The sequence below is a fragment of the Empedobacter brevis NBRC 14943 = ATCC 43319 genome, assembly GCF_000382425.1.
GTDB classification, from domain to species: Bacteria; Bacteroidota; Bacteroidia; order Flavobacteriales; family Weeksellaceae; genus Empedobacter; species Empedobacter brevis.
Map to the genome: position 1 here is coordinate 160,629 of NZ_KB908294.1, position 12,834 is coordinate 173,462.

Below are 12,834 nucleotides of genomic sequence, written 5' to 3' on the forward strand. Positions count from 1 at the left end.
GGTTCTGTTATTATAAATTATAATTTGCGTACGTTTTCTTTGAATTGATTTCCACGATCTTCGTAACCACTGAACAAATCGAAACTTGCGCAGGCAGGTGACAATAAAACCGCTTCTCCTTTTGTTGCTAATTTATACGATTGTTCTACACAATCTTTCATCGTATTTGTTTCGATAATTGTCTCAATGTATGGACTAAAAAATTCGACAAGCTTTGAGTTATCAACACCTAAACAAACAATAGCTTTTACTTTCTTTTTCACAAAAGGTAACACCTCATTGTAATCGTTTCCTTTATCTTTTCCTCCAACAATCCAAACAATTGGTTTTGTCATACTTTCTAAAGCAAAATAAGTTGCATTCACATTCGTTGCTTTAGAATCATTGATAAAATCAATCCCTCCAATTGTTAAAACTGGTTCTAAGCGGTGTTCAACAGATTTAAAATCTGATAAACTCTTTCTTAGTTCCTCATTATTAATTTCAATAATTTTTGCTGCTACAGCAGCTGCCAATGAATTGGAAACATTGTGTTTTCCTATTAATCCTAAATTATTCACTAACATTGTAAAATCACCATTCGAATCGTTCACACGGAACAATTCATTGTCTGCGTATGCTTCATTTGTTGCATCCTTCATTGTGAACGGTTTACGATTTGCACGAATATTCATCTGATCAATCATCTCCATTATTTTTGGATCGTCAAGATTATAGATAAAATAATCGTTTTCATCTTGGTTTTCAGTAATTCTGAATTTAGACTTTGCATACAAATCAAACTGATATTCGTATTGGTCTAAATGATCTGGTGTAATGTTTAATAAAATCGAAACATAGGGCTTGAAGCCTGTTTTAATATCATCTAGTTGAAAACTACTCACTTCCAATACATAATAATCGAAGTTGTCTTCTGCTACAGATTTTGCAAAACTTTTCCCGATGTTACCACCTAATCCTACATTTAATCCAGCTTGCTTCAGGATATGGAACATCAAACTTGTTGTTGTTGTTTTTCCATTAGATCCTGTTATCGCAATAATTTTTGCATCTGTGTAACGAGACGCAAATTCAATTTCAGAAATAATTGAAATTCCTTTCTTTTCTAATTTCTGAATTAGTGCTGCTTTCTTTGGAATACCCGGACTTTTCATTACTTCGTCCGCATTCAAAATTAACTCTTCCGTATGCTGACCTTCTTCATAAGCAATTCCATACTCCTCCAAAAGTTGTTTATAATTATTTTTTATTTGCCCCATGTCTGAAAGAAAAACATCTAAGTTTTCTTTCTTCGCAAGAATAGCTGTTCCTACACCACTTTCTCCTCCTCCTAAAACGACTAATCTCTTCATTTTTTATCTAATCTTTAAGGTAATGATACTAATTACCGCTAAAATGATTCCGATAATAATTGCACGTACCACTATTTTACTTTCGTGATAACCCAATTTCTGAAAATGGTGATGTAGAGGAGACATCAAAAAGATTCTGCGACCTTCACCAAATTTCTTTTTCGTATACTTAAAATAAGAGACCTGTAACATTACCGATAAACTTTCTGCGAAAAATATTCCGCATAAAATAGGTAAGAGCAACTCTTTACGAACAATGATAGCTAAAACAGCAATAACACCTCCAATTGTCAAACTTCCTGTATCTCCCATAAATACTTGAGCCGGATAGGTGTTGTACCAAATAAACCCTATCAAACCTCCAAGAAACGCCCCACAAAAAATTAAGACTTCTTCAGAGCGAGGAATAAACATAATGTTCAAATAATCGGCAAACATGATATTTCCTGAAACGAAAACAAACATAGCTATTGCAGCCATAATTACAGCCGAACTACCTGCTGCTAAACCATCGATACCATCTGTTAAATTTGCTCCATTTGAAACTGCTGTAATGATAAAAATTACAGCGAAAATGAATATTGCTGCAACTGCCCAAGTCGGACGATCTTGTGCCTCCATCCAGAATAAAATATCTGAATAGTTAAATTCATTTCCTTTTACAAAAGGCATTGTTGTTTCTAATGTTTTTTCTTCTGCTCCAAACTTTATTGATTTGTTATATTCCGTCATCTCAGTCCCTGCAGAAGCTTTCACTCTATTCTCTTGGTGTTTTACAGTTACTGTTGGGCTAAAATAAAGCATTAAACCTACTACAACTCCAAGTCCTATTTGTCCTAAAATTTTAAACTTTCCCTGTAAACCTTCTTTGTTCTTCTTAAAAACTTTGATGTAATCGTCTAAAAAACCAATGACACCTAACCAAATTGTTGAAACCAACAAAATGATAATATAAATATTATCTAATCTTGCAAATAGTAAAGTAGGAATTAATGTTGCCAAAATAATAATGAGACCACCCATTGTAGGCGTTCCTGCTTTTTCTATTTGTCCTTTTAACCCTAAATCGCGAACAATTTCTCCCATTTGCTCTTTACGTAAATAACTAATAATTCGTTTTCCGTAAAACAAACTGATAAACATTGCTAATAAAATTGCCATTCCCGCACGAAAAGACGTGTACTGGAACATACGTGCTCCTGGAAAATGAATACCTTCTAAATAATCGAATAAATAGTATAACATTCTTTATTTGTTCAATATTTTACTCAATTCTGATGCGACTTCTACATCAGAAAAATGTGTTCTTACTCCGTTAATTTCTTGATACGTCTCGTGACCTTTACCCGCGATTAAAATAATATCTTTTGGTTCAGCCATTTTAAGCGCTGTTTTAATTGCTTCTTTACGATCTGTAATCTTCAATGTGCGATTATAAAATTGTGGTTTTACACCTACTTCCATATCACGAAGAATTTCTTCAGGATCTTCTGTTCTTGGATTATCTGACGTAAAAATGACAAGATTTGATTTTCCACTTGCAATATCTGCCATTTCAGGTCGTTTTGTTTTATCACGGTCTCCTCCACAACCAACTACTGTAACTAATTTCTCGTTTTTTGTACGAATTCCTTCTATTGTATCCAAAACATTCTCTAAAGCATCAGGTGTATGTGCATAATCAACAATCACAATAATTCCTGCTTGTGTCTTGAACGTCTGAAAACGCCCGTCTACATTTCCAAGTATACTCAATGCTTTTAGAACTTCCAATTCATCTTGTCCTAAAATTGATGCTACACCAAAAACCAATAATAAATTATATGCATTGAACTGACCAATCAGAGAAGTCCAGAATTCTTTTCCATTAAATTCTAACTGCATTCCATCAAATTGATGTTCAATAATTTTCCCTTTAAAATCTGCATCCGTTTTTAGTGCATACATTTTTTTTGCAGCAACTGTATTCTGAAGCATTACTTTTCCGTTTTTATCATCTGCATTCGAAATTGCTGTAGATGTTTTTGGCAAATCGTCAAAGAATTTCTTTTTAGCCGCAAGATAGTTAGCAAACGTTTTATGATAATCTAAATGATCGTGTGTGATATTTGTAAATCCTCCAACTTCGAAATGCAATCCTGCAATTCTGTTCTGATGAATACCATGCGAAGAAACTTCCATAAAAGCAAATTCACACCCCTTATTCACCGCTTCCCGAAACATTTTATTCAAAGTCAAAATATCCGGCGTTGTATGTGTAGAAGGGATTACTTCTCCATCAATTACAATTTTAATTGTAGAAATCAACGCGCAAGCATATCCTAATTTTGTAAACAATTCGTACAACAATGTTGTTGTTGTTGTTTTCCCATTTGTTCCTGTAATTCCAACTAATTTTAAATCTTTTGTCGGATTATCATAAAAATTAGACGCTAAAATCCCTAATGCAATTGTTGAATTCTCTACTTTTATATAGGTTACTCCTTCTACTAAACTTTCCGGAAAAACCTCACAAATTACGACTTTCGAGCCTAAACTTATCGCTTTATCTATATAGTGATGCCCGTCAACTGTAACTCCATTTACAGCAACAAAAACATCATCTTTTGACACTTTCCTTGAATCAAATTGAATATTATTGACCTCAACTTTTGTTGAACCAATCGTTTCTGAGATGGAAACTTTATACAATAAATCAACTAAATTTCTCATCCTTCCAACATTAAATAAATTGTCTCACCCTTCTTAAATCTTGTTCCTGCAGGAATGGATTGATTTGTCACCTTTCCAAATCCTGAATACTGCACATCTAAACCTAAATTTTCCAATATCGGAATCGCTTTAGAACCTGTATGTCCGGTAACATTCGGTACGATATTTTTAGAATCACCTACTTTAATATCATCTCCTTTCTTAAACTCCTTCACCGCATTTCTTTTTACTAAATCGCGCGGCAAAGGTATAGGAGTTTTCGAATACACCCAATCAGCTATTTTCTTAAAAACCGGAGCAGTTACGCTACCTCCATAAAACCCTTTCGCTGTATTTGGTTTATGCACAACTACAATACATGAATACTTCGGTTTTTCTGCCGGAAAATATCCTGCAAAAGATGCACGATACTGCATTCCTTTGCCATCTCTTTTCCAATAATCAACACGAGCTGTTCCTGTTTTACCTGCTATATCATAATTACTGTTACTAATAATACGACCTGTTCCTTGTTCTACTGCTCCGCGAAGCATTTCCTGCATTTGCTTTACATTCTCCAAAGAGGTTAATTGTTCTACTAAAACAACAGGCTCAAAAATCTTATCCGGTTCACCTTTACGGGTAATTTTATCCATAAACAATGGTTTCAACATTTTACCATTGTTAGCAACAGCATTATAAAAAGTTACAATTTGAATCGGAGTTAGTTGTAATCCATAACCATATCCCATAACAGGTAATGTAATATTACTCCAGGATTTACTATCAGGACGATGCATAATAGGTCGACCTTCACCGAGAATATCCACTCCCAACGGAGAAGTCATATGCCATTTATCCATCTTCTCGAAAAAAGTTTTTGGATTTTCTCCGTAATATTTATTGATGATTTTTGCTGTACCAATGTTAGATGATTTTTTTATCACTCCATCTACTGTCAATGTTCCATAACCGTGTGTATCCGTTATCGTACGCCCATAGAATTTATAACTTCCTCCTCCGGTTTCTATTGTAGAGTTTTTATTGATATAACCATCATCCATTGCAGCAAGCAACGAAACAGTTTTAAATGTTGACCCTGGTTCAGCAGCTTCACCTACAGCATAATTGTAGTCATCGATGTAAGTTCCGTCTTTTTTTCGGGACAGATTAACTATAGCGCGAACTTTACCAGTCTGAACTTCCATTACAACCACACTTCCGTGTTGTGCTTCAAATTCAGAAAGCTGCTTATACAAAGCATCATAGGCTACCATTTGTAAATCGGCATCAATTGTGGTATAAACAGAAGAGCCTGCTTGAGGTTCCTGCTCCCAACTTTTCATTGGCTTCCATTTTCCACGCCCCATAAATTGTTCCCAACGACGCCCTTCAATCCCGCTTAACAGGTCAGAATAAGCACCTTCTAACCCCACTTTTCCACGTTGATCATCATAACCTATTGTCCGAATGCCTATATCCTGAACAATTAATTCTCTTTTTGATTCTGTCTCATGGATAAAACCACCTTTGTTTTGACCTTTGTTAAAGATTGGAAATTTCTTGATACGTTGATATTGTTCATAATCCAAATCTTTCACCAACATCATGTAGCGATTTTTCTTTTTACGTTCTGTAGAAAATTTATCGTAAAAATAAGACGGAGATTTAGTAAACATCTTACCTAAAGAATCGGCAAGATTATGCATTTCAGTTTTAAATAATTCGTCTTTAATAACTGTTAAATCAACATAAATATTATGCTTTGTAACAGTCGTAGCCATTAAGGCGCCATTCGAAGCGTAAAGATTACCTCGTTCAGCAGTAACGGTATCTAATCTAAAATTATTTTTTTCAGCAAAACGCTCTAATTCAACACCTTCTATAATATTAATTCGAAACATAAAAACAATAATAAAGATGGCCCAAATCGCTATTGCGCCGGCAAACACCCATCCTTTGATGACAATATTGTTTTTATTTTTCGCTGACTTCGTCATATACTTTGTCTACTATATAATAAGGTTGTTTATCTGGAATCTTCAAACCGTACACTGCGGTACGCTCCAAAATTTCTGTTTCCAATTGCATACGCATCAAATCACGATGCTTATCCGTATATTGAGATTTTAAATCCTCTACTTTATCTTGCAATTCAGCAATTCGAACAACTTTTTGATCTACTAAATGCGAACTCGAAATACTCAAAAAAGCCAAACCAACCAAATACATCATAAACTTCCAGTTTTGCTCCGAGCCAGTTTTAATTAAAAACTCACCCCTCAACAAACCTGTAAAAGTTTTTTTCTCCGGTAATATTTTCTTCTTTTTTGCCATTTCTATTTATTAATCTTCGTTACGCACTGCAATACGCATTTTTGCACTTCGCGCCCTAGGATTTTCGTTTATTTCATCTTGCGTCGGCACAATCACCTTTGATTGCAAAGGTTTGAAAGGAGCCGACCAATTTCCAAAAACATCACGTTCAGGCTCTCCTTCGAACATTCCGTTTTTCATGTATCGTTTCGTTAACCGATCTTCTAATGAATGGTAAGAAATAATCACCAGGCGTCCGCCCGGTTTAATCACTTCTCCACATTGTGTCAACATCTCTTTCAACGCTGCCATCTCATCATTTGCTTCGATACGTAAGGCTTGAAACATTTGTGCAAAAAACTTATTCTCTTTCATCTTTGGAATAAATGAAAAAATCTGCTTCAATTCATCAATTGTATTGATTTGCTTATCCGCTCTCGCTTTTACAACTTCTCTTGCTAAACGATAAGAACCTTGTAACTCTCCAAAATCATAAAAAACACGAGCAAGATCTTCTTCTTCGTATTCATTAATAATCGTTTTAGCTGAAAGCTTCGCATTCTGATTCATTCGCATATCCAACTCTCCATCAAAACGAGTTGAAAAACCGCGTTCCGGCGTATCGAACTGATGAGAAGAAACTCCCAAATCGCCCAAAACACCATCCACTTGTTTCACTCCACGAAATCTTAAATTATTTTTTAAGAATCTAAAATTTTGCTCAACCAACTCAAATCGATTGTCATCAATTTTATTACGAACAGCATCAACATCTTGATCAAATGAAAATAATTTCCCATTTTGATCCAAACGATTTAATATTTCACGAGAATGACCTCCACCCCCGAACGTACAATCTACATATATTCCCGATTCATTGCTAATTAATGCATCGACACTCTCTTTTAATAACACTGGATTATGATATTCACTCATCTTCTCCTAAATTTCCCATTACATCTTCTGCCAAAGAAGCAAAATCTATATCATCTACATTAATCGACTCTTCGTATTTGTCTTTGTCCCAAATTTCGATCATGTTTACAGAAGAATTAAGAACCACTTCTTTATTAATTGCTGCAAATTTCACTAAATCTTTTGAAATTTGTACCCTTCCATTTGCATCAACTTCTACAATTTTTAATCCAGCCGTAAAAATCCTAATGAAATCATTATTTTTTTTCACAAATCGATTCAATTTATTCAAATCGCTCATCACCTTCTCCCACTCTTTCATCGGATGAAGTTCTAAACAATTTTGAAACACAGATCTTTTCAACACAAAGCCATCTTCCAAATAATCAGCAAGTTGTTTTTTCAAACCAGCTGGAATCGGGAGTCTACCCTTTGTATCTACCTTACACTCATATGTTCCAATTAATGAATTCATGATAGAATTTTTTCAAAAATAAAAAAAATATTACCACTTATTACCATTTTTTACCACTTTTATTGAAATAGTTATCAACAATTTAAAATTTAGTATCAGACAGTTATGATTTTTATGACGGAAACACCATGTATATTTCGTCAATTTACATTTATATAGACCTTGTCTCAATGAATAGTTAACATTGCATTTAAAGTTTTTTAGATAAAGCACCAATTAAAAAATATAATTAATTAAATTTGTCGACTTAATATAGAGTAAATGTTTTTTAGCTTAAAAAAGAAAGATAAGTTCTCTTACATAGAAGAGGGAGAAGGACAACCAATTGTTTTACTTCACGGTTTAATGGGTGAACTTAGCAATTTCAGCTCACTTACAAACTATTATGCGCAAAGAGGATATAAAGTTTTCGCACCGGAATTACCCTTATATTCTTTATCTGTTATTAATACGAATATCAAAAACATTGCAAAACATGTTGCCAATTTTATTGAAGAAGTTGTGAAAGAGCCAGCTATTTTAGTCGGAAATTCTTTAGGCGGACATATTGGCTTGATGGTTTGCCATAGGCATCCTGAATACGTAAAAGCATTGTGTTTAACAGGAAGCTCCGGGTTATATGAAAAATCTTTTGGAGAAACCTATCCTAAACGCGGCAATTATGAATATGTAGAACGTAAAACACGTGAAGTTTTTTATGATCCTGCAATTGCTACAAAAGAAATTGTTGATGATGTTTTCGATACTGTAAATGACAGAAGTAAAGCCATCAAAACTTTATATATTGCCCGAGATGCAATTAAATCTAATATGAAAAATGATTTAAAAGACATTCAGGTACCAGTTTGCTTAATTTGGGGAAAACAAGATAATGTTACACCTCCTGAGGTTGCAATAGAGTTTAACGAAGAATTACCGGACGCTTCGCTTTATTGGATTGATAAATGTGGTCATGCTCCAATGATGGAACATGCTGAATTATTTAACGAAATTTTACATAAATGGCTGATCGAAAAGCAACTTGATCCAGCAACTAAAGCATAATTTATGATTAAAAAAGCTGAATTTGTAAAAAGTTCACAAAAATATACAGATTGCCCGGACCCATTCAAACCAGAATATGCATTCATTGGCAGATCAAATGTCGGTAAATCTTCCTTAATTAATATGTTAGCAGAAAAAAAAGCATTAGCTAAAACTTCTGCAACACCAGGTAAAACTCAGCTTATCAACACATTCGAAATGGATGACACTTGGTATTTAGCCGATTTACCAGGTTACGGGTTTGCGAAAGCTCCAAAAGGCGTTCGCGGAGGATTCAATAAAATGATTTACGATTACATTGAATTTCGTAAAAACTTAGTGAATGTTTTTTTATTGATTGATTCGCGCCATGCTCCTCAAAAAATAGATTTACAATTTATGGAGTGGTTAGGAAACAAACAGATTCCTTTTGCTATTGTGTTTACAAAATTAGATAAACTAACAAGTACTCAAATGCAAAAAAATTTAAATCATTATAAAAACGAATTATTAAAAACATGGGAAGAACTTCCTAAAATATTTGCAAGTTCTTCTTCGAGTAAAATCGGTAAATTAGAGATTTTAGGATACATTGATAGTTTAAACGAACACCTGGTAGACGAATTTAAAAAAGAGCAATACAAAAAAGAATATTAAAAAAGTCGGAACTAAGTTCCGACTTTTTTAATCGTTATTATTCACCTAATTCAGCAGATTTAGTTTTCAGTTCTTTCAGACAAGGTTCAACCAATTTCATTAATCGATCCTGTAATTCCTGTGAAGGATTGTTCATTTGCATCATTTCAACATATGTAAACTCTCCCATCATTTTATCTGTAGAACAACTGCAATAATCTTTTACTAATTTTTGTTTTGCTCCTGACATTTCAGGAGTAATCGCAGCATTTTCACAAGAAGTCATCGCTTGAATTTTTAAATTCTCATCTTCTTTATCCGGCTTCGAGTTACAACCCATAACAGATAATCCTAAGATGAATCCTAAAACACTCCTTTTCATAAGTTTTCATTTTAGTTATTAAAGTAACGATTATTTGTTATTTCACAAAATCATGAATTGCTTCTACATAACCAGGTAAACCTTTTCCTGAAATAATTTTCAAACAACTTTCTCCTGTTATGCTATTTTTTCTAAAATCTTCACGTGCATAAATATCAGAGATATGAACCTCTATCACCTTTGTTTTAATTGCTTTTATTGCATCTGCTATTGCATAAGAATAATGTGTATAAGCACCTGCATTTAAAACAATTCCCTCATATTTAAAACCCACTTCATGTAATTTATCAATAATATCTCCTTCATGATTCGATTGATAATAATGCAACGAAATATCAGGAAACTGTTTTTTTATCTCAATAAAAAAATCTTCAAACGTTTGTGTTCCGTAAATTTCCGGTTCTCGAACTCCAAGCAGATTTAAATTAGGACCGTTTATAATTTGTATTTGTTTCATTATCTTTATTTTATAAATTTTAAACACTATTCGGATGTTAAAAAGTTTATTTTTTTCTTATTTTTTAGTCTTTTTATCCATATTATTAACTTTTTGGCACAAATCTTGTGAATATTAAATCACCAACCCTATATCATAAAATATAACCAATCTAAACCAAAAATCAACCAAACCTTAAAATCTCAGCTATAGCAAATAGCTGAGATTTTTATTTTAATAACCATATTTACCTCTCCACTTTTGATGAAGTGACTGTTTATCGACCTGTTCACGTTTATTGTCCCCTGGTTCATAAAAAGTTGTTCCCGAAATTTCATCCGGCAAAAACTCCTGTTCTGCAAAATTACCGGGAAAATCGTGCGAATATTTATACTCTTTCCCATAATCTAACTCTTTCATTAACTTCGTCGGAGCATTTCGTAAATGCAATGGAACCGGCAAATCTCCGGTCTGTTTCACAATTTGCTGCGCTTTACCTATCGCTAAATAAGTTGCATTACTTTTCGGTGAATTTGCTAAATAAACCGCACATTGACTTAACAAAATCCGAGATTCAGGATAACCAACTGCTGAGACAGCCTGAAACGTATTATTCGCTAAAATCATAGCAGTAGGGTTGGCATTCCCGATATCTTCTGAAGCTGAAATCAACAGCCTTCGTGCAATAAATTTTAAATCTTCACCACCTTCTATCATTCGAGCCAACCAATAAACTGCAGCATTAGGATCAGAACCGCGAATCGATTTAATAAATGCTGAAATAATATCATAATGTTGCTCTCCTGTTTTATCATAGCGTGCAAGATTTTGCTGGATACGCTCGTGAACAATTTCATCATTGATGATAATTTTATCTGAAGGAGAAAAACTATTGATCACTAATTCCAATCCATTCAATAATTTTCTTGCATCCCCTCCGGAATACCTTAACAACGCATTTGTTTCTACTAGTTCAATATTTAATTTTGATAAAACGACATCCTTTTTTATAGCTCTTTCTATTAAATCAATCAAATCATCTTTCTCAAGATGTTTTAACACATAAACTTGCGCGCGCGAAAGTAAAGCCGGAACAACTTCAAAACTCGGATTTTCAGTTGTTGCTCCAATTAATGTGACCAACCCTGTTTCTACTGCACCTAATAGACTATCTTGTTGCGATTTATTAAAACGATGAATTTCATCTATAAATAGAATCGGATTTTTTGAACCCGAAAACAAGTTCTGATTTTTTGCCTTTTCAATAACCTCCCTCACTTCTTTTACACCGGAATTAATTGCACTCAATGTATAAAAAGGACGATCTGTCAATTCTGATATTAATTGCGCAAGTGTCGTTTTTCCGGTTCCGGGAGGTCCCCAAAAAATCATCGAAGCAATCATATCATGCTGCAACATCATTTTTATAGGACCATTATTTCCTATCAAATGTTTCTGATTAATATATTCTTCAAGCGTTTTTGGACGCATTCTTTCAGCTAAAGGCGCATTCATAAAATCCTGTTTAGATTTCAAAGTTAGGGAATGTTTTGTCAAAATGAATGATTTTTTCGGCGACGTATTTTGACAGTTAGATTTAGTTTATTTGCGTTGGAATAAAAATTAAAATGATGAAGAAAGCGTTAGAATGTGCTTTAATTTTAACAAGAAAGCACCAACTTTTAGGTGATAAGATTACTTTATCAACAGATTATTTAAAAAAAATTGAACTAAGAGATAAACAAGTAGAAATCAACAAACAAATGGTTGATTTTTTGATTGAATTGCAAGAATTCATTGAATTCATCAAAGTCAATCAAACACTTAAATTAATGTATATCGAACTCGTTGATTATTATTTTAATCAAATACACCATCAAATTAATTTTTATGAAATAGAATTAGATCGATTAGAATTTGAATCTAAATTTTCGATTAACTTTATTAATCCAAACAAAAACAATGAAAAAAATCGTGAAATTAATTCCGTTCAGAAAAAACTAAACTTATGCTACACTATTATTAATTCATAAAAAACGTTTTCGGCATAATTTTTTATTGTAAATTCGAATGAATATTTAGAATTTGAAATGAAAAAATTAACAATGTTTTTTAGCTTAATGATTATCTCATTAAGCTTTGCATTTGGTCAACAAGCAGAAAAACCAAAAATTTATAATGAAGAAGCAAATCCAAAAGTAGATATTGCAAATGCAGTACAAAAAGCTGCTGTAGAAAAGAAACATGTTCTATTGCAAATTGGAGGAAATTGGTGCGCCTGGTGTATTATGTTTGATAAATTGACAAAAGAAAATCAGGAAATAAAAGAGTATATGGCAAATAATTATGAAGTTGTTCATGTTAATTATTCACCTAAAAATAAAAATGAAGAAACTTTAGCGGCTTTAAAACACCCAGAACGTTTTGGCTTTCCTGTTTTTGTTGTTTTAGATGAAAAAGGAAATTTAATTCATACACAAAATTCAGCTTATTTGGAAAGCAAAGAAACAAAAGGTCATGATCCAAAAGTTGTTTTAGAGTTTTTACAAAATTGGTCATATAAAGCCTTAGACCCTGCAAGCTATATTAAAAAATAATTTATCGTATA

At 33.1% G+C, this 12,834-nt stretch carries 14 protein-coding genes; 4 read left to right on the forward strand and 10 right to left on the reverse strand.

Annotated elements, in window-relative coordinates; all coding sequences use genetic code 11:
* Window positions 1–17: 17 nt before the first annotated feature.
* Genes murD through mraZ form a run of 7 tightly spaced genes read right to left on the reverse strand, consistent with a single transcriptional unit; the run spans window position 18 to window position 7,749 of the window.
* Window positions 18–1,352, reverse strand: coding sequence for a UDP-N-acetylmuramoyl-L-alanine--D-glutamate ligase (murD, locus tag H277_RS20175; protein WP_019975036.1), 1,335 nt, complete (start codon window positions 1,350–1,352; stop codon window positions 18–20).
* A 3-nt stretch (window positions 1,353–1,355) separates the two neighbouring features.
* On the reverse strand, window positions 1,356–2,597 hold the full coding sequence (mraY, locus tag H277_RS20180) for a phospho-N-acetylmuramoyl-pentapeptide-transferase (RefSeq protein WP_019975037.1): 1,242 nt from the start codon (window positions 2,595–2,597) through the stop codon (window positions 1,356–1,358).
* A gap of 3 nt (window positions 2,598–2,600) precedes the next feature.
* Window positions 2,601–4,064, reverse strand: coding sequence for a UDP-N-acetylmuramoyl-L-alanyl-D-glutamate--2,6-diaminopimelate ligase (locus H277_RS0107870; RefSeq protein ID WP_019975038.1), 1,464 nt, complete (start codon window positions 4,062–4,064; stop codon window positions 2,601–2,603).
* Complete coding sequence (locus tag H277_RS0107875) at window positions 4,061–6,043, reverse strand: penicillin-binding protein (protein ID WP_019975039.1); 1,983 nt, start codon at window positions 6,041–6,043, stop codon at window positions 4,061–4,063. The genes H277_RS0107870 and H277_RS0107875 overlap by 4 nt, the downstream gene beginning before the upstream one ends.
* Window positions 6,021–6,380: an FtsL-like putative cell division protein gene (locus tag H277_RS18815; protein ID WP_019975040.1), complete on the reverse strand. Its 360-nt coding sequence runs from the start codon at window positions 6,378–6,380 to the stop codon at window positions 6,021–6,023. Before H277_RS18815 ends, H277_RS0107875 begins: the two co-directional genes overlap by 23 nt.
* Before the next feature lie 9 nt (window positions 6,381–6,389).
* On the reverse strand, window positions 6,390–7,295 hold the full coding sequence (gene rsmH / locus H277_RS0107885) for a 16S rRNA (cytosine(1402)-N(4))-methyltransferase RsmH (protein WP_019975041.1): 906 nt from the start codon (window positions 7,293–7,295) through the stop codon (window positions 6,390–6,392).
* On the reverse strand, window positions 7,288–7,749 hold the full coding sequence (gene mraZ, locus H277_RS0107890) for a division/cell wall cluster transcriptional repressor MraZ (RefSeq protein ID WP_019975042.1): 462 nt from the start codon (window positions 7,747–7,749) through the stop codon (window positions 7,288–7,290). Before mraZ ends, rsmH begins: the two co-directional genes overlap by 8 nt.
* A gap of 261 nt (window positions 7,750–8,010) precedes the next feature.
* Here mraZ and H277_RS0107895 point away from each other — a divergent pair, with 261 nt between their 5' ends.
* Window positions 8,011–8,793, forward strand: coding sequence for an alpha/beta fold hydrolase (locus H277_RS0107895; protein ID WP_019975043.1), 783 nt, complete (start codon window positions 8,011–8,013; stop codon window positions 8,791–8,793).
* Between the two features lie 3 nt (window positions 8,794–8,796).
* Window positions 8,797–9,429 (forward strand): ribosome biogenesis GTP-binding protein YihA/YsxC, encoded by a 633-nt coding sequence (gene yihA / locus H277_RS0107900; protein ID WP_019975044.1) that lies wholly within the window; start codon window positions 8,797–8,799, stop codon window positions 9,427–9,429.
* A gap of 37 nt (window positions 9,430–9,466) precedes the next feature.
* Here the strand turns inward: yihA and H277_RS0107905 are convergent, their stop codons facing one another.
* The 3 genes from H277_RS0107905 to H277_RS0107915 all read right to left on the reverse strand — a co-directional run bounded on the left by H277_RS0107905 (window position 9,467) and on the right by H277_RS0107915 (window position 11,741).
* Window positions 9,467–9,790: a hypothetical protein gene (locus H277_RS0107905; RefSeq protein ID WP_019975045.1), complete on the reverse strand. Its 324-nt coding sequence runs from the start codon at window positions 9,788–9,790 to the stop codon at window positions 9,467–9,469.
* Window positions 9,791–9,827: 37 nt separating this feature from the next.
* The gene (locus H277_RS0107910) at window positions 9,828–10,247 is read right to left on the reverse strand and encodes a type II 3-dehydroquinate dehydratase (RefSeq protein ID WP_019975046.1); all 420 of its coding nucleotides are present in this window, start codon (window positions 10,245–10,247) and stop codon (window positions 9,828–9,830) included.
* 213 nt (window positions 10,248–10,460) lie between these two features.
* Complete coding sequence (locus tag H277_RS0107915; RefSeq protein WP_019975047.1) at window positions 10,461–11,741, reverse strand: replication-associated recombination protein A; 1,281 nt, start codon at window positions 11,739–11,741, stop codon at window positions 10,461–10,463.
* 116 nt (window positions 11,742–11,857) lie between these two features.
* Here H277_RS0107915 and H277_RS0107920 point away from each other — a divergent pair, with 116 nt between their 5' ends.
* Window positions 11,858–12,259, forward strand: coding sequence for a hypothetical protein (locus H277_RS0107920; RefSeq protein ID WP_146810374.1), 402 nt, complete (start codon window positions 11,858–11,860; stop codon window positions 12,257–12,259).
* Window positions 12,260–12,316: 57 nt separating this feature from the next.
* Entirely contained in the window at window positions 12,317–12,823 is a 507-nt protein-coding gene (locus H277_RS0107925) for a thioredoxin family protein (RefSeq protein WP_019975049.1), read from the forward strand.
* Window positions 12,824–12,834: the final 11 nt, after the last annotated feature.